The sequence below is a fragment of the Streptomyces sp. H51 genome (assembly GCF_035656535.1).
Lineage (GTDB): Bacteria > Actinomycetota > Actinomycetes > Streptomycetales > Streptomycetaceae > Streptomyces.
In genome coordinates this window covers 22,740-39,217 of record NZ_JAYMHD010000049.1, presented here as the reverse complement: position 1 = coordinate 39,217, position 16,478 = coordinate 22,740, and the positions used below count along the sequence as shown (strand labels likewise).

Here is a 16,478-nt window from a genome sequence, read left to right as displayed (position 1 = left end):
CTCGTGCAGACTGGCCGAATGCGTACGGAACTTGCCTCGGAGCCGGGCGACCACACCCTCGCCAACGAGGACTTCGCCGCTGTCGTCCTGCCCGCTTCGGGACAGGGTGGCGCCCTGGTGGTCCTGGACGGAGTGACGCCGCCGAAGGGTGGCACCGGGTGTCTGCATTCGGTCCCCTGGTACACCGCGCGACTGGGCGGAGCGCTGACCGAACTGACCCTTTCCCTCCCCGATGTCCCGCTCTCGCAGGCCCTGTCCCGGGCCATCACGCGCACCGCCGAGTCACACACGCAAACCTGTGACCTTTCTCACCCACGAACACCGCAGGCGACGGTGGTCGTGGCGCGCTGGTCGACGCAGCAGGTGGAGTACCTGGTCCTGTCGGACTCCGTCCTGCTGGTGGAGTCGCCGGACGGTGCGGTCACGGCCCTGCTGGACGACCGGCTGGCGCGGCTGCCCCGGTCCGCCCTGGCTACGGACGCCTTGGTCGACGCCCATGTGCGCAACAAGGAGGGCGGGTTCTTCACGGCGGCGGCTGATGCGTCGGTGGCGGACCGGGCGGTGACGGGCGTGCTGCCGCGGGACCGCGTCCGGGCACTGGCGGCGCTCACGGACGGGGCGGCGAGGTGGGTGGAGCGGTTCGGGGAAGGAGACTGGACGGACTGCCTGCGACTCGTGCGCGAGCACGGCGCCCGGGCACTGCTGAACCGCGTACGGGCCCTGGAGTCGGCCGACACCCGTCGGGCGTTCCTGGGCCGCGCCAAGACACACGACGACGCGACGGTGGTGTACGCGGAGCTGTGACCCGGCCGCCACCCCGGCCGCCGCGCCGCCCCGGCCGGCGAGTCCCGGGCTGCCCGGCCACGACCGTACGGCCCGGCGACCACGCGCCCCCTCGACACCTCGACACCGCGACACCGCGACACCGCGACACGACCGCACGACCGCACGACCGCTCGGCCCGGAGCGGACGGCACGAGGCATGTCCCTGCCCAGCATCCTGGCGGTTGTCGCGCACCGGACGACGAGTCCCTGTCGGCCGGCGGGCTGCTCGCACGGGACGGGGCGGCCGGGGCCCGTACCGCGGTGGTCACGGCGACCTGGGCGGCGGGCACCCGTCGCGCCGGCGAACCGGCCGACGCGCTGCGCATCCTCGGCGCCGCTCCCCCGCGCCCGCTCGGCTGCGCGGACGCCCGCGCCCCGCGGTCGGCGCCCGGCGCGGCACGGTGGTGCGACGCACCGCTGGACGAGGCGGTGGGCCGACCGGTCGCGCACGTGCGGGAGTTCCGCCCGGACATCGTCGTCACCCACGCCCCCTGCGGCGGGCTGACCGGCCATCCCGGCCACGTCCACACCCACCGGTCGTCCGTCCTGGCGGCCCGGGCCGCCGGGCCGACCGGTCTCCATCCGGACGCCGGCGCCCCCTGGCGGCCGGACTCGGTCCTCCTGGCCACCCACCCCGACTCGGCCGCGCGGGACCTGGGCGCCCGCCCGGTCCGCGCGGGGCGGGCCCTGTACAGCGTTCCGGACAGCTGGGTCGGCGTGACCGTCGACGTCCGTCCGTGGCTGGAGCGGAAGATCGCCGCTGTCATGGCGCACCGCAGCGAGGTGGCGCGGGGAGCCCTGCCCTGCGGCCGGCCGGCCGCCCTGCCCGCGGCGGAGCGGGAGGAGTTGCCGGCCGCCGAGTGGTACGTGCGCCACCCGCTCGCCCCGGCCGCGGCGCCTGCCGGACGGGACGCGCCCGGGTTTCGGGCTACCGTTCCATTCCCCGGTTCAACTGACCGAGCAGACGGGCGAGTTCGGCCACTTCCCGGCGGTCCCAGTGGGCCAGCTTGCTGACGTAGCGGGCGCGGCGGGCCTCGCGGACCCTGCCGACCCGGCCGCAGCCCTCCTCGGTGAGGTGGACCAGCCAGGCCCGTCCGTCGGCGGGGTCGGGCTCGCGGGCGACCAGGCCCAGCTCCTCGAGGGCGCGCAGCTGGCGGGACATGGTGGCCTTGCCGACGCCGATGTAGGCGGCCAGTTCCGTCGCCCGCTGGCGGCCGTGCTCGTCCAGCCGCACGAGGAGTCCGTAGGCGGCCGGTTCCAGGTCCGGGTGGACCTCGCGGGCCATCTCGCCCTGGCTGGCGCGGGCGCGCCGGAGCAGAACCGTCAGTTCGCGCTCCAGGGACAGGTATTCCTGGTCCGCACCGCTCGGTGACGCCTGCGACTCCGCTGGGCGTCCGCCGCCGTTTCCGCCTTCGTGCACGTCAGTCCCCGCCTCGGTTTTCCCGGTCCTGAAAGTTTCCGCCGAACGCCGTCATCGCCGCAGCTCGGCAAGTATTTCGCAGGCTTAGACCAACGGCAGCCTCCGGTCCCCCTTCCCAGTCGGCGGTCTACGTGCGTAGCTTCTTCACCGGGCGTTGCTGGCATGCTCACGCCATTCTCGGCCGCCAGGCCGGTCGGTGCGGGCACTTCCAGCACGTCCCCGCACGTCCCCGCACGTCGCCGCACCGCCCGCAGCGCCCGCACCGCCGGCACCGCCCGCACCGCCCGCACGTTCCCGCTCCCTCCCCACCACCACCGAGCCTTCGGAGGCACGTCATGCCCGTGCACAGACCCGGACCGCTCCGCCCCCGGCGCCTCTTCCTCGCCGGTCTCCTGCTCGCCGCCCTCTCCCTCGTCCTCACCGTGCCGGCGTCCGCCGCGGGCACGCCCGCCCGCGGCTCCGCGTACATGGGCATGGGCGTCCTGGCCCACGACGGCAGCAACGGCACCCCCAGCACCGGTGACGTCACCCAGACGGAGGGCGTCGACGTCGCCAGTTACCAGGGCAACGTCGCCTGGTCGACCCTGTGGAACAGCGGGGTCAGGTGGGCGTACACCAAGGCCACCGAGGGGACGTACTACACGAACCCCTACTTCGCGCAGCAGTACAACGGCTCGTACAACGTGGGCATGATCCGCGGCGCGTACCACTTCGCGACCCCGGACACCACCAGCGGCGCGACCCAGGCCAACTACTTCGTGGACCACGGCGGCGGCTGGTCCGGCGACGGCAAGACCCTCCCGGGCGCGCTCGACATCGAGTGGAACCCCTACGGCGCCGCCTGCTACGGCAAGTCGACCAGCGCCATGGTCAGCTGGATCGCCGACTTCCTCAACACGTACAAGTCCCGCACGGGCCGCGACGCCGTGATCTACACGGCCACCAGCTGGTGGACCCAGTGCACCGGCAACTACGGCGGCTTCGCCGCCAACAACCCGCTGTGGATCGCGCGGTACGCCTCCGACCCGGGGACGCTGCCGGCCGGATGGTCGTACTACACGATGTGGCAGTACACCTCGTCCGGGCCGACGGTCGGCGACCACGACAAGTTCAACGGCGCGCTCGACCGGGTGCAGGCGCTCGCCATCGGCTGACGCCCCGCCCCGCACGCCGACGCCCCGCCCCGCACAGGGTGGAGACCCGGGCCTCCCTCACGAGAACCCGGGTCTTCCCCGATCCGGCAGCCCCGGTCACACCGCCACCGGAACCTCCGGCTCCGCGCCGCTCGTGGCGGGTGCCAGGGCCAGCTCCAGGACCTGGCGGACGTCGGTGACGGCGTGCACGTCGAGCTTGTCCAGCACCTCGGCCGGGACGTCGTCCAGGTCGGGCTCGTTGCGCTTGGGGATGACGACCGTGGTCACGCCCGCCCGCTGCGCCGCGAGCAGCTTCTGCTTCACCCCGCCGATCGGCAGGACCCGGCCGGTCAGCGAGACCTCGCCGGTCATCGCCACGTCGGTGCGGACCAGCCGGCCGGACAGCAGCGAGGCCAGCGCGGTCGTCATCGTGATGCCGGCGCTCGGGCCGTCCTTGGGGACCGCGCCCGCCGGGAAGTGGATGTGCACGCCCCGGTCCTTCAGGTCCGCCACCGGCAGCTCCAGCTCGGCGCCGTGGCTGCGCAGGAAGCTCAGCGCGATCTGCGCCGACTCCTTCATCACGTCGCCCAGCTGACCGGTCAGGGTCAGGCCCGCCGCGCCCGTCTCCGGGTCCGCGAGGGACGCCTCGACGAACAGGACGTCGCCGCCGGCCCCGGTGACCGCCAGGCCCGTAGCCACGCCGGGCACCGCGGTACGGCGCTCGGCCGGGTCCTGGGCCGCCTCCGGCACGTGGTGCGGCCGGCCGATCAGCCCGCGCAGATCGTCCGCGCGAACGGTGAACGGCAGCTCCCGCTCGCCGAGTTCGTGCTGGGCGGCGATCTTGCGCAGCAGCCGGGCGATCGACCGCTCCAGGGTGCGCACGCCCGCCTCGCGCGTGTACTCGCCGGCGAGCTTGCGCAGCGCGCCCTCGTCCAGCGTCACCTCGTCCCCGGCGAGGCCGGCCCGCTCCAACTGGCGCGGGAGCAGGTGGTCGCGGGCGATGACGACCTTCTCGTCCTCGGTGTAGCCGTCCAGGCGCACCAGTTCCATACGGTCCAGGAGCGCCTCCGGGATGGCCTCCAGGACGTTGGCGGTGGCGAGGAAGACGACGTCGGACAGGTCGAGTTCGACCTCCAGGTAGTGGTCGCGGAAGGTGTGGTTCTGCGCCGGGTCCAGGACTTCGAGGAGGGCCGCCGCGGGGTCGCCGCGGAAGTCGGAGCCGACCTTGTCGATCTCGTCCAGCAGGACGACCGGGTTCATCGATCCGGCCTCCTTGATCGCGCGGACGATACGGCCGGGCAGCGCGCCGACGTAGGTGCGCCGGTGGCCGCGGACCTCCGCCTCGTCGCGGACGCCGCCGAGGGCGACGCGGACGAACTTGCGGCCCATGGCGTGCGCCACGGACTCGCCGAGCGAGGTCTTGCCGACGCCGGGCGGGCCGACCAGGGCGAGCACGGCGCCACCGCGACGGCCCCCGACGATCCCCAGCCCCCGGTCCGCGCGGCGCTTGCGGACCGCGAGGTACTCGGTGATCCGCTCCTTCACGTCTTCCAGACCGGCGTGCTCGGCGTCCAGGACCGCCTTGGCGCCCCGGATGTCGTAGGCGTCCTCGGTGCGTTCGTTCCACGGCAGTTCGAGGACGGTGTCGAGCCAGGTGCGGATCCAGGAGCCCTCCGGCGACTGGTCGGAGGACCGCTCCAGCTTGTCGACCTCCTTCAGGGCGGCCTCGCGGACCTTCTCCGGCAGGTCGGCGGCCTCGACGCGGGCGCGGTAGTCGTCGGACTCCTCGCCCTCCTTCTCGCCGTTGAGCTCGCGCAGCTCCTTGCGGACGGCCTCCAGCTGACGGCGCAGCAGGAACTCGCGCTGCTGCTTGTCGACGCCCTCCTGGACGTCCTTGGCGATGCTCTCGGCGACGTCCTGCTCGGCGAGGTGGTCGCGCAGCTGCTGGGTGGCCAGCTTCAGGCGGGCGACCGGGTCGGTGGTCTCCAGGAGCTGGATCTTCTGCTCGGTGGTGAGGAAGGGCGAGTAGCCGGAGTTGTCGGCGAGCGCGGAGACGTCGTCGATGGCCTGGACCCGGTCGACGACCTGCCAGGCGCCCCGCTTGCGCAGCCAGGCGGTGGCGAGCGCCTTGTACTCCTTGACCAGTTCGGCCGCGTGACCCGGCAGGGGGTCGGGCGCCTTCTCGTCGATCCGCGTGCCCTCGACCCACAGCGCCGCGCCCGGGCCGGTGGTGCCCGCGCCGATGCGCACGCGGCCGCGGCCGCGGACCAGCGCGCCCGGGTCGCCGTCGGCCAGCCGGCCGACCTGCTCGACGGTGCCGAGCACACCGGTGCCCGCGTAGGTCCCGTCGACGCGGGGCACCAGGAGAACCCTGGGCTTCCCCGGCTCGGAGCGGGCGGCGGCCTGGGCGGCCTCCACCGCGGCGCGCACGTCGGCGTCGCTCAGGTCCAGCGGAACCACCATGCCGGGCAGCACGACCTCGTCGTCGAGCGGCAGCACAGGCAGGGCGAGCGGTGTGAACGCCTCGGACTCAGCAGCCATGATCTCCCCTTCGGCAGTCAAGTTGAGCTATGCCGACTCAATGCTCGGCGGCATCCCGTTGTTCCCCGGGGAGTGTTCGCCGAGAGCGATCACCGCGGCCGACGGCCGGCGTACGTGGCGGCGAGGGCCGACGGCCGCCGGCCCGGACACCCGGAATTCCCGTGGCCGTCGCGCCGTGTTCGTGCAGGATGGGCCCCATGACCGCCACCTACGAAACCCCCGTGGTGCTGGATCGTCGTGAGGGCCCCTACGGCGAGGTCGTGCTGCGCCGGCACGGCGAGCTGCTGCAGATCATCGCCAACGGCTGCTTCCTGATGGACACCTCCGACGGCCGCTCCGAGCGGCTGCTCGTGGACGCCGCGCTGGACACCCTCGGCGCCCGCCCCGAACCGCGTGTGCTGATCGGCGGGCTCGGCGTCGGCTTCTCGCTCGCACACGCCGCGGCGAACCCCCGCTGGGGCGCGATCACGGTGGTGGAACGCGAACGAGCGATCATCGACTGGCATCTGCGCGGCCCGCTGTCGGCACTGTCCTCACAGGCCGTGGCCGACCCGCGCACCCGCGTCGTCGAGGCGGACCTGGTCGACCATCTCCGTGAGACGTCCGCCACGTACGACGCTCTGTGCCTGGACATCGACAACGGGCCCGGCTGGACCGTCACCGAGGGCAACGGCACTCTCTACTCGCCCGCCGGACTGGCAAGCTGCGCAAGGGTGTTGAGGCCGGGCGGGGTTCTCGCGGTGTGGTCGGCCGAGCCATCCCCGGAATTCGAAGAAACCTTGTGGAATGCCGGGTTCCCACAGGTGCGTACCGAAGAGGTCCCCGTTGCCCGGGGCGTTCCCGACGTCGTGCACCTCGCCGTCCTACCTGGATAGCAAATAAACGGTGACTCCCCGTACGCTGCTGCCCTGACGCCGATCATTCCGCGTCAATCGCAGGCATGCGCAGACCTGTGCAAGTGCAGACATGTGCAAGTAACGGATCACCCCACGGATTCCGGAAAGCAACTCAGGGGCGGGCGATGGAGCAGACACACACCTCGCACAACGGCACGACCACGACCCAGGGCGCGCAGCGCCGGGTGCTGGTGGTCGAGGACGATCCGACGATCGTCGACGCCATCGCGGCCCGCCTGCGCGCCGAGGGTTTCCTCGTGCAGACCGCCGGCGACGGTCCGGCGGCCGTCGACACCGCCGAGGCCTGGCAGCCCGACCTGCTGATCCTCGACATCATGCTGCCCGGCTTCGACGGACTGGAGGTCTGCCGCCGTGTGCAGGCCGCCCGTCCGGTGCCGGTGCTGATGCTCACCGCGCGCGACGACGAGACCGACATGCTGGTGGGACTCGGCGTCGGCGCCGACGACTACATGACGAAGCCGTTCTCCATGCGGGAGCTGGCCGCGCGGGTGCACGTGCTGCTGCGCCGCGTGGAGCGGGCCGCGCTGGCCGCGGCGACGCCGAGGAACGGCATCCTGCGCCTGGGCGAACTGGAGATCGACCACGCGCAGCGGCGGGTCCGGGTGCGCTCCGAGGACGTGCACCTCACGCCCACCGAGTTCGACCTGCTGGTCTGCCTGGCGAACACACCGCGCGCGGTGCTCTCCCGCGAGCAGCTGCTGGCGGAGGTGTGGGACTGGGCGGACGCCTCCGGCACCCGGACCGTCGACAGCCACATCAAGGCGCTGCGCCGGAAGATCGGCGCCGAGCGGATCCGCACGGTGCACGGCGTGGGCTACGCGCTGGAGACCCCGACCCCATGAGCGGCGGACCGACCGCGCCGAGAGGCCCCGGGGAGGAACCCTGGGGCGGCGTACGCCCGTTCTCGATCAAGACCAAGCTGGGCGTGCTGGTCGTCGTCTCGGTGCTGATCACCACCGGTCTGCTGATGATCGCGGTGCGCACGGAGACCGAGCTGCGTTTCATCACGGTCTTCTCGATGATCGCGACCCTGCTGATCACGCAGTTCGTCGCGCACTCGCTCACCGCGCCGCTGGACGAGATGAACGCGGTGGCCCGTTCCATCTCGCACGGCGACTACACGCGCCGGGTGCGCGAGAACCGGCGGGACGAACTGGGCGACCTGGCCCAGACGATCAACCGCATGGCCGACGACCTGGAGGCCCAGGACCGGCAGCGCAAGGAGCTGGTCGCGAACGTCTCGCACGAGCTGCGCACGCCCATCGCGGGCCTGCGCGCGGTGCTGGAGAACATCGTGGACGGCGTCTCGCCCGCCGACACCGAGACCATGCGCACCGCCCTGAAACAGACGGAGCGGCTCGGGCGGCTGGTGGAGACGCTGCTCGACCTGTCCCGGCTGGACAACGGCGTCGTACCGCTGCGCAAGCGGCGCTTCGAGGTGTGGCCGTACCTGTCGGGCGTGCTGAAGGAGGCCAACATGGCCGTGCCCGCCCGCGCGGGCATCGCCTCCGGCTCCGGCACCCACACCCGCACCGACGTCCATCTGCACCTCGACGTCTCCCCGCCCGAACTGACCGCGCACGCCGACCCGGAGCGCATCCACCAGGTGGTCGCCAACCTGATCGACAACGCGGTCAAGCACAGCCCGCCGCACGGCCGGGTGACCGTCAAGGCGCGGCGCGGCGCGCAGCCGGAGTCGCTGGAGCTGGAGGTGCTGGACGAGGGTCCCGGCATCCCCCGCTCGGAGTGGCACCGGGTCTTCGAACGCTTCAACCGGGGCGACGCGGGCGCGTCGAAGGGGCCGGGCAGCGACGGCGGCACGGGCCTCGGCCTGGCGATCGCCCGCTGGGCGGTGGATCTGCACGGCGGCCGGATAGGGGTGGCCGAATCTGCGCGAGGTTGCCGGATTCTTGTCACTCTTCCGGGAGAGACAGCCGTACCAAGTTGACGTAAGGTCCGAACCGGAGTCCCCCCGTCCACCGACGTTCGCGCCGGCGGACACGTGTGACCAGGAACAGGCCCGCAGGCTCTGCTCGCAGGGCCTGCACCGGCGTACCCCGGCGCTCCCCAACCTCCCCTTCGTACAGCGGAACCACGCTTGTTTCCCGCCGTTTCGAGCCCCGAAACACCCTTCGCAATGTGACTTGCGCGACGTTGAACCGGTCCGGACTGACCTTCGCCGCCGGGGAGGCGTAGCCTTGATTCCCGCTGTCCATCACCTTGTGAAGCGGAAGAGGGCGGTTGCCGCCGTGTCGCCACAGTCCCCCAGTAACTCAAGCTCCTCCACCCTTCGGGCAGGAGGCGCGTCTACGACCGACGCCGACCAAGCGGGCAAGAACCCCGCTGCCGCGTTCGGTCCCAATGAGTGGCTCGTCGACGAGATCTATCAGCAGTACCTCCAGGACCCGAATTCGGTAGACCGCGCCTGGTGGGACTTCTTCGCCGACTACAAGCCGGGGGCGGCCGCCTCACCGGCTCCGGCGGGTGCTGCGGCCGCGGGGGCCGCAGGGACCACCACCACCCCGGCGCCGGCCGCTCCGGCCGCGCCCGCGGCTCCGGCCGCCGCTCCCGCTCCGGCTCCCGCGGCCCCGAAGCCCGCCGCCGCGGCTCCCGCCCCGGCCCAGGCTCCGGCTCCCGCGAAGGCCGCTCCGGCCCCGAAGCCCGCCGCCAAGCCGAAGGCGGAGCCCGCCGCGCAGGCCGCCGACGGCCCGGAGCTGGTGCCGCTGCGCGGCCCGTCCGCCGCGGTCGTCAAGAACATGAACGCCTCGCTGGAGCTGCCCACGGCCACGTCCGTGCGCGCGGTCCCGGTGAAGCTGCTGTTCGACAACCGCATCGTCATCAACAACCACCTCAAGCGGGCCCGGGGCGGGAAGATCTCCTTCACCCACCTCATCGGCTACGCGATGGTGCGGGCCATCAAGGCCATGCCGTCGATGAACTGGTCGTTCGGCGAGAAGGACGGCAAGCCGGTCCTCGTCAAGCCGGCGCACGTCAACCTCGGCCTGGCCATCGACCTGGTGAAGCCCAACGGCGACCGCCAGCTCGTCGTGGCCGCCATCAAGAAGGCCGAGACGCTGAACTTCTTCGAGTTCTGGCAGGCCTACGAGGACATCGTCCGCCGCGCCCGCGACGGCAAGCTGACGATGGACGACTTCACCGGTGTCACGGTCTCCCTGACCAACCCCGGCGGCCTCGGCACCGTCCACTCCGTCCCGCGCCTGATGCCCGGCCAGTCGGTGATCATGGGCGTCGGCTCCATGGACTACCCGGCGGAGTTCCAGGGCACCTCCCAGGACACCCTCAACAAGCTCGGCATCTCGAAGGTCATGACGCTCACGTCGACCTACGACCACCGGGTGATCCAGGGCGCCGCCTCCGGCGAGTTCCTCCGCCAGGTCGCGAACCTCCTGCTCGGCGAGAACGGCTTCTACGACGACATCTTCGAGGCCCTGCGCATCCCCTACGAGCCGGTCCGCTGGCTGCGGGACATCGACGCCAGCCACGACGACGACGTCACCAAGGCCGCCCGCGTCTTCGAGCTGATCCACTCCTACCGGGTCCGCGGCCACGTCATGGCCGACACCGACCCGCTGGAGTACCGCCAGCGCAAGCACCCCGACCTGGACATCGTCGAGCACGGCCTCACCCTGTGGGACCTGGAGCGCGAGTTCGCCGTCGGCGGCTTCGCCGGCAAGTCGATGATGAAGCTGCGCGACATCCTCGGCGTGCTGCGCGACTCGTACTGCCGCACCACCGGCATCGAGTTCATGCACATCCAGGACCCCAAGCAGCGCAAGTGGATCCAGGACCGCGTGGAGCGCCCGCACTCCAAGCCGGAGCGCGAGGAGCAGCTGCGCATCCTGCGCCGGCTGAACGCGGCGGAGGCGTTCGAGACCTTCCTGCAGACGAAGTACGTCGGCCAGAAGCGCTTCTCGCTGGAGGGCGGCGAGTCCGTCATCCCGCTGCTCGACGCGGTGCTGGACAGCGCTGCCGAGTCGCGCCTGGACGAGGTCGTCATCGGCATGGCCCACCGCGGCCGCCTGAACGTCCTGGCGAACATCGTCGGCAAGTCGTACGCGCAGATCTTCCGCGAGTTCGAGGGCAACCTCGACCCGAAGTCGATGCACGGCTCCGGCGACGTGAAGTACCACCTGGGCGCCGAGGGCACCTTCACCGGCCTGGACGGCGAGCAGATCAAGGTCAGCCTGGTGGCGAACCCCTCGCACCTGGAGGCGGTCGACCCCGTCCTCGAGGGTGTGTCGCGGGCCAAGCAGGACATCATCAACAAGGGCGGCACGGACTTCACCGTCCTGCCGGTGGCGATCCACGGCGACGCGGCCTTCGCGGGCCAGGGCGTGGTGGCCGAGACCCTGAACATGTCGCAGCTGCGCGGCTACCGCACCGGCGGCACGGTCCACATCGTCATCAACAACCAGGTCGGCTTCACCGCGGCCCCCGAGTCCTCGCGTTCGTCGATGTACGCGACGGACGTGGCCCGCATGATCGAGGCCCCGATCTTCCACGTGAACGGCGACGACCCCGAGGCGGTCGTGCGGGTCGCGCGGCTGGCGTTCGAGTTCCGCCAGGCGTTCAACAAGGACGTGGTGATCGACCTCATCTGCTACCGCCGCCGCGGTCACAACGAGTCGGACAACCCGGCCTTCACCCAGCCGCTGATGTACGACCTGATCGACAAGAAGCGCTCGGTGCGCAAGCTGTACACCGAGTCCCTGATCGGTCGCGGCGACATCACCCTGGAAGAGGCCGAGCAGGCGCTGCAGGACTACCAGGGCCAGTTGGAGAAGGTCTTCACCGAGGTCCGCGAGGCCACCTCGCAGCCGGTGTCGGCGGCCACGTCCGACCCGCAGGCCGAGTTCCCGGTGGCGGTCTCCACGGCGGTCTCCACCGAGGTCGTCAAGCGGATCGCCGAGTCCCAGGTCAACATCCCCGACCACATCACCGTGCACCCGCGTCTGCTGCCGCAGCTGCAGCGCCGGGCGGCGATGGTGGAGGACGGCACGATCGACTGGGGCATGGGCGAGACCCTCGCGGTCGGCTCCCTGCTGCTGGAGGGCGTGCCGGTCCGGCTGGCCGGCCAGGACTCCCAGCGCGGCACCTTCGGCCAGCGCCACGCGGTGATCATCGACCGCAGCACCGGCGAGGAGTACACGCCGCTGCAGTACCTGGCGGAGGAACAGGCGCGCCTGAACGTCTACAACTCCCTGCTGTCCGAGTACGCGGCGATGGGCTTCGAGTACGGCTACTCGCTGGCCCGCCCGGACGCGCTGGTGATGTGGGAGGCGCAGTTCGGTGACTTCGTCAACGGCGCGCAGACGGTCGTGGACGAGTTCATCTCCTCGGCGGAGCAGAAGTGGGGCCAGACCTCCGGCGTGACGCTCCTGCTGCCGCACGGCTACGAGGGCCAGGGCCCGGACCACTCGTCCGCCCGCCCGGAGCGCTTCCTGCAGCTGTGCGCCCAGAACAACATGACGGTCGCGATGCCGACCTCGCCGTCGAACTACTTCCACCTCCTGCGGTGGCAGGTGCACAACCCGCACCACAAGCCGCTGATCGTCTTCACCCCGAAGTCGATGCTGCGCCTGAAGGCCGCGGCCTCGAAGGCGGAGGAGTTCACGACGGGCCAGTTCCGCCCGGTCATCGGCGACGCCTCGGTGGACCCGGCCGCGGTCCGCAAGGTCGTCTTCTGCGCGGGCAAGGTCTACTACGACCTGGACGCCGAGCGCCGCAAGCGCGGTGCGACGGACGCCGCGGCCGCCGAGACGGCGATCGTCCGCATCGAGCGCCTGTACCCGCTGGCGGGTGCCGAGCTCCAGGCGGAGATCGCCAAGTACCCGAACGCCGAGAAGTACCTGTGGGCCCAGGAGGAGCCGGCCAACCAGGGCGCCTGGCCGTTCATCGCCCTGAACCTGATCGACCACCTGGACCTGGCGGTCGGCGCGGACATCCCGGCGAGCGAGCGCCTGCGCCGCATCTCCCGCCCGCACTCCTCCTCCCCGGCGGTGGGTTCCGCGAAGCGGCACCAGGCCGAGCAGGAGCAGCTGGTGCGCGAGGTGTTCGAGGCGTGAGCCGCTGAACTCCGGTCGTGGTGAGGCCCGGTCCCGTTTATTCGGGGCCGGGCCTCACCGCGTTCCCGCTCCGCTTCTCCCGGCCGCTCCCTCCGCCGCCGGTGACTCCGTAGGCTGTCCCCAGCACCCCGTACGACTGCAGGAGAGCGGCCCCATGTACTTCACCGACCGAGGCATCGAGGAGCTGGAGAAGCGGCGCGGCGAGGAGGAGGTCACCTTCGAGTGGCTCGCCGAGCAGCTGCGGACGTTCGTCGATCTCAACCCGGACTTCGAGGTGCCGGTGGAGCGGCTGGCGACCTGGCTGGCCCGACTGGACGACGAGGACGACGAGTAGCGTTCAGTCCAACGGGCGCATCGGGGCGCGAGCCAGCCCCAGCGCGCCGTGCGCCAGCAGCAGCGCCCCCGCCGCCAGCCAGCCGCCGCTGCGGCGGTACGCGCCCCAGGCCGTGAGCGGCAGTCCGGCAGCGAGCTGGGCCAGGGCCAGCGTCTGTCCCTTCGAGGTGCCCGCCCACGGCAGCCGGGCGTTCCGGCGCTCGGGGCCGGTCCCGGCCCCGAGCGCCGGAAGGGCCGTCTCCGGCCGGTCCGCCCCTTCATGCGACCGGTCCGCCCTTTCATGCGACCGGTCCTCCCGTTCGAGGGGCCGGCCCGTCCCTTCGAACCGGCGGGCGGCCGACGCGGCCTGGCCGGTGACCGGGCGGGCGTCCGGCAGGGCGCGGGCCGCCTCGCGGAGGCGGTCGGCGGGTTCGCCCGGGTCGAGTCCGGGCGGCAGGGCGACGCCGGCATGCGTGAGGACCGTCAGCAGGCCGCGCAGGCGGGCGCGGGCGTCGGCCCAGCGGTCGGACGTGGTGAGGCGGTCGAGCGACGGCAGGTCCGGGCCGAGACCGAGACGCGCGGCGAAGGTCCGCATCGCCTCGTCCTGACCGGCGGGGGTGCCGTCGGCCAGCCAGACGTAGCCGACCGGGCGGCGGAAGCCGGAGACCAGGGTGTAGCCGGCACGGTCGGCGTCCCACCACAGCGCGAGGACCGGCCAGGGAGCGCCGACGGCCAGGGCGGTGGCCCAGCCGGTCAGGACATCGTCGACCGTCTCCGCGCCCCCGGCCCACGGCCCGCCCCCGGGGACGAGGACGCTCCAGCCGTCCCCGGCCCGGACCAGTGTCATGGTCTCGCCCAGCAGGAGGGCGGTGCGGGCGACGGAGTCGGCGTCGGCCCGGCAGAGCAGGAGGGCGCCGGGAGCACGGCCGGTACGTGAGGTTTCCGTCGTCGCCATGGTCACACGCTAGGGCGGTTTGCCCCGGTCGGTCACTTCGGGGGCGTGGACACGGGTACCGACGTCCCCGGATCGGGTGTCTTGACTTTCCGCCGCCGCGATATATCGTGAAACGAAAGAAGACGCGATATGGCGTGTTCACGGCGGGAGGTCTGCACCATGTCCGAGTGGTCCGTCCGAGAGCCCGGGAAGCTCACGTTCGACGAGCCCCCGCGGGAGCTCCACGTGCGCATCGTCAACGGCACAGTGAACGTGGTGGGCACGGACGAGGACTCCGCCCGCCTGGAGGTTTCCGAGCTGGAGGGGCCCGACCTGCTCGTCACCATGGAGGGCGGCGCGCTCACGGTGGCGTACGAGGATCTGCCCTGGAAGGGCTTCCTGAAGTGGCTCGACCGCAAGGGGTGGCGGCGCAGTGCCGTGGTCTCCCTCGCGGTGCCGGCCGGGACCCGTGTCGAGTTGGGGGTCGTCGGCGCCACGGCGGTCGTCTCCGGGCTCGACGAGCGCGTCGAGGTGAAGGGCGTCAACGGGGACACCACCCTCGTGGGGCTCACCGGACCGGTGCGCGCGGACACCGTCGCGGGCAGCGTGGAGGCGCAGGCGCTCAGCGGCGACCTCCGCTTCAACTCGGTCTCCGGCGACCTCACCGTCGTCGAGGCGGGCTCCTCCGTCCGGGCGGACTCGGTGAGCGGCTCGATGATCGTCGACCTCTCCGCGACGGGCCGGCCGACCGACGTCAGCCTGACGAGCGTCTCGGGCGAGATAGCCATCCGGCTGCCCCACCCGGCGGACGCGGAGGTCGAGGCGAACACCGCCGGCGGCACGGTCTCCAACGCCTTCGAGGATCTGCGGGTCGGCGGGCAGTGGGGCGCCAAGCGGATCACCGGCCGGCTCGGCGCGGGCAACGGCAGGCTGAAGGCGACCACGGTCTCGGGCTCGATCGCGCTGCTGCGCCGGCCCCCGGCCGAGGACGAGCCGTGGGACGCGGCGCCACGGGACAGCGGCCCGGCGGGCAGTGCCCCGTGGGACAGGAGCCCGAAGGCCGGCGGCCCGGCGGACGACGGCCCGACGGACAGCCCGGGGGGCCCGGCGGGCGCGGACTCGGGGGAGAATTCCGTTTCCGGCCGGGACGGCGGCGCGACCGGCGCCCCGGCCGACGGCACGACCGACAAGAAGGTGCTCTGACATGCCTCCCGTCTTCGCCCATGGCCGCCTCCGCCTGTACCTGCTGAAGCTGCTGGACGAGGCCCCGCGCCACGGTTACGAGGTGATCCGCCTCCTCGAGGAGCGGTTCCAGGGGCTGTACGCGCCGTCGGCCGGCACCGTCTACCCCCGGCTCGCCAAGCTGGAGGCCGAGGGCCTGGTCACGCACACCACCGAAGGCGGCCGCAAGGTGTACGCCATCACCGACGCGGGCCGGGCCGAGCTGGCCGACCGCAGCGGGGAACTCGCCGACCTGGAGCTGGAGATCCGCGAGTCGGTGGCGGAGCTCGCCGCCGAGATCCGGGCCGATGTGCGCGGCGCGGCCGGCGACCTGCGGCGCGAGATGCGCGCGGCGGCCTCCGAGGCCCGTCGCGGCAGCACGGCGCAGGGCCGGCCGGAGGGACTCTTCGGGGAGTACGGGGACCTCGGCGACCTCGGCGACAAGGAGGCGTGGCGGGCCGCGAAGGAAGAGATGCGGCGCGTCAAGCAGGAGTGGAAGGAACAGGCCCGCCGCGCCAAGGACGAGAGCCGCCGGGCCCGCGAGGAGGCCCAGCGGGCCCGCCGCCAGGCCAAGGAGGCGCAGGAGCGGGCGCGGGCCCAGGCCCAGGAGGAGGTGCAGCGCATCGCCCGGCGCGTGCAGGAGCAGGTGCAGGACCACTTCGCGCGGGGCGACTGGCCGACGGGGGTCCGGGAGGGCCTGACCGAGCTGGCCAAGGAGTTCGGCGACTTCGGCAAGGCCTACGGGACCGGGCTGGGCAAGGACTTCGGCTTTGGACGCGGCGGCACGGCCACCGGTACGCCGGCCTCCGGTCCGGAGTACTCGCAGACGCCGGAGGATTTCCCGGCCGGGTACGAGCCGGCCTGGGCCCACGAGGAATCGACCGGCGACCCGGCCCGCGATCTGGACCGGCTGCTCGACCGCTTCCGCGACGACATCCGCGACGCGGCCCGCGACCACGGCGTCACGGCCGACCAGCTCCGCGACGCCCGCCGCCATCTGTCGACGGCAGCGGCTCACATCGGGGCGATACTGCGCACGCCGAAGGCCTGAGCACGCCGACGGCCGGCCCGGAGGAACGGGACGGCCGT

At 72.4% G+C, this 16,478-nt stretch carries 13 protein-coding genes; 10 read left to right on the top strand and 3 right to left on the bottom strand.

Going from position 1 to position 16,478, the window contains the following annotated elements; all coding sequences use genetic code 11:
• Window positions 1–18 precede the first annotated feature (18 nt).
• Window positions 19–804 (top strand): protein phosphatase 2C domain-containing protein, encoded by a 786-nt coding sequence (locus VKA29_RS15345; RefSeq protein WP_324786128.1) that lies wholly within the window; start codon window positions 19–21, stop codon window positions 802–804.
• A 228-nt stretch (window positions 805–1,032) separates the two neighbouring features.
• Window positions 1,033–1,839: a PIG-L deacetylase family protein gene (locus VKA29_RS15340; RefSeq protein ID WP_324786273.1), complete on the top strand. Its 807-nt coding sequence runs from the start codon at window positions 1,033–1,035 to the stop codon at window positions 1,837–1,839.
• Here VKA29_RS15340 and VKA29_RS15335 read toward each other — a convergent pair.
• Entirely contained in the window at window positions 1,754–2,245 is a 492-nt protein-coding gene (locus VKA29_RS15335; protein ID WP_324786127.1) for a MarR family winged helix-turn-helix transcriptional regulator, read from the bottom strand. The two genes, VKA29_RS15340 and VKA29_RS15335, sit on opposite strands and share 86 nt — an antisense overlap.
• A gap of 335 nt (window positions 2,246–2,580) precedes the next feature.
• On the opposite strand from VKA29_RS15335, the gene VKA29_RS15330 reads away from it, so the two are divergent.
• Window positions 2,581–3,399 (top strand): lysozyme, encoded by an 819-nt coding sequence (locus VKA29_RS15330; protein WP_324786126.1) that lies wholly within the window; start codon window positions 2,581–2,583, stop codon window positions 3,397–3,399.
• A 96-nt stretch (window positions 3,400–3,495) separates the two neighbouring features.
• Here the strand turns inward: VKA29_RS15330 and lon are convergent, their stop codons facing one another.
• Window positions 3,496–5,919: an endopeptidase La gene (gene lon / locus VKA29_RS15325; RefSeq protein ID WP_324786125.1), complete on the bottom strand. Its 2,424-nt coding sequence runs from the start codon at window positions 5,917–5,919 to the stop codon at window positions 3,496–3,498.
• A gap of 197 nt (window positions 5,920–6,116) precedes the next feature.
• Here lon and VKA29_RS15320 point away from each other — a divergent pair, with 197 nt between their 5' ends.
• The 5 genes from VKA29_RS15320 to VKA29_RS15300 all read left to right on the top strand — a co-directional run bounded on the left by VKA29_RS15320 (window position 6,117) and on the right by VKA29_RS15300 (window position 13,256).
• Complete coding sequence (locus tag VKA29_RS15320) at window positions 6,117–6,794, top strand: spermidine synthase (protein WP_324786124.1); 678 nt, start codon at window positions 6,117–6,119, stop codon at window positions 6,792–6,794.
• A 146-nt stretch (window positions 6,795–6,940) separates the two neighbouring features.
• Complete coding sequence (locus VKA29_RS15315; protein WP_324786123.1) at window positions 6,941–7,678, top strand: response regulator transcription factor; 738 nt, start codon at window positions 6,941–6,943, stop codon at window positions 7,676–7,678.
• Complete coding sequence (locus tag VKA29_RS15310; RefSeq protein ID WP_324786122.1) at window positions 7,675–8,784, top strand: HAMP domain-containing sensor histidine kinase; 1,110 nt, start codon at window positions 7,675–7,677, stop codon at window positions 8,782–8,784. The genes VKA29_RS15315 and VKA29_RS15310 overlap by 4 nt, the downstream gene beginning before the upstream one ends.
• Window positions 8,785–9,085: 301 nt before the next feature.
• A complete protein-coding gene (locus VKA29_RS15305) occupies window positions 9,086–12,922 on the top strand; it encodes a multifunctional oxoglutarate decarboxylase/oxoglutarate dehydrogenase thiamine pyrophosphate-binding subunit/dihydrolipoyllysine-residue succinyltransferase subunit (protein ID WP_324786121.1) in 3,837 nt (1,278 codons plus the stop codon).
• Window positions 12,923–13,076: 154 nt separating this feature from the next.
• The gene (locus VKA29_RS15300) at window positions 13,077–13,256 is read left to right on the top strand and encodes a DUF6104 family protein (RefSeq protein ID WP_003992906.1); all 180 of its coding nucleotides are present in this window, start codon (window positions 13,077–13,079) and stop codon (window positions 13,254–13,256) included.
• A gap of 3 nt (window positions 13,257–13,259) precedes the next feature.
• Here the strand turns inward: VKA29_RS15300 and VKA29_RS15295 are convergent, their stop codons facing one another.
• Complete coding sequence (locus VKA29_RS15295; RefSeq protein ID WP_324786120.1) at window positions 13,260–14,189, bottom strand: hypothetical protein; 930 nt, start codon at window positions 14,187–14,189, stop codon at window positions 13,260–13,262.
• A gap of 159 nt (window positions 14,190–14,348) precedes the next feature.
• On the opposite strand from VKA29_RS15295, the gene VKA29_RS15290 reads away from it, so the two are divergent.
• Both VKA29_RS15290 and VKA29_RS15285 read left to right on the top strand, forming a co-directional pair.
• Entirely contained in the window at window positions 14,349–15,371 is a 1,023-nt protein-coding gene (locus VKA29_RS15290) for a DUF4097 family beta strand repeat-containing protein (RefSeq protein WP_324786119.1), read from the top strand.
• Window position 15,372: 1 nt separating this feature from the next.
• Window positions 15,373–16,440: a PadR family transcriptional regulator gene (locus VKA29_RS15285; RefSeq protein WP_324786117.1), complete on the top strand. Its 1,068-nt coding sequence runs from the start codon at window positions 15,373–15,375 to the stop codon at window positions 16,438–16,440.
• Window positions 16,441–16,478 lie beyond the last annotated feature (38 nt).

What these genes read in the sequence shown, in the direction of transcription:
- VKA29_RS15345 (WP_324786128.1), top strand. Translation starts at nt 19, where the DNA reads ATGCGTACGGAACTTGCCTCGGAGCCGGGCGACCACACCCTCGCCAAC.
- VKA29_RS15330 (WP_324786126.1), top strand. Translation starts at nt 2,581, where the DNA reads ATGCCCGTGCACAGACCCGGACCGCTCCGCCCCCGGCGCCTCTTCCTC.
- lon (WP_324786125.1), bottom strand. Translation starts at nt 5,919, where the DNA reads ATGGCTGCTGAGTCCGAGGCGTTCACACCGCTCGCCCTGCCTGTGCTG.
- VKA29_RS15320 (WP_324786124.1), top strand. Translation starts at nt 6,117, where the DNA reads ATGACCGCCACCTACGAAACCCCCGTGGTGCTGGATCGTCGTGAGGGC.
- VKA29_RS15315 (WP_324786123.1), top strand. Translation starts at nt 6,941, where the DNA reads ATGGAGCAGACACACACCTCGCACAACGGCACGACCACGACCCAGGGC.
- VKA29_RS15310 (WP_324786122.1), top strand. Translation starts at nt 7,675, where the DNA reads ATGAGCGGCGGACCGACCGCGCCGAGAGGCCCCGGGGAGGAACCCTGG.
- VKA29_RS15300 (WP_003992906.1), top strand. Translation starts at nt 13,077, where the DNA reads ATGTACTTCACCGACCGAGGCATCGAGGAGCTGGAGAAGCGGCGCGGC.
- VKA29_RS15295 (WP_324786120.1), bottom strand. Translation starts at nt 14,189, where the DNA reads ATGGCGACGACGGAAACCTCACGTACCGGCCGTGCTCCCGGCGCCCTC.
- VKA29_RS15290 (WP_324786119.1), top strand. Translation starts at nt 14,349, where the DNA reads ATGTCCGAGTGGTCCGTCCGAGAGCCCGGGAAGCTCACGTTCGACGAG.
- VKA29_RS15285 (WP_324786117.1), top strand. Translation starts at nt 15,373, where the DNA reads ATGCCTCCCGTCTTCGCCCATGGCCGCCTCCGCCTGTACCTGCTGAAG.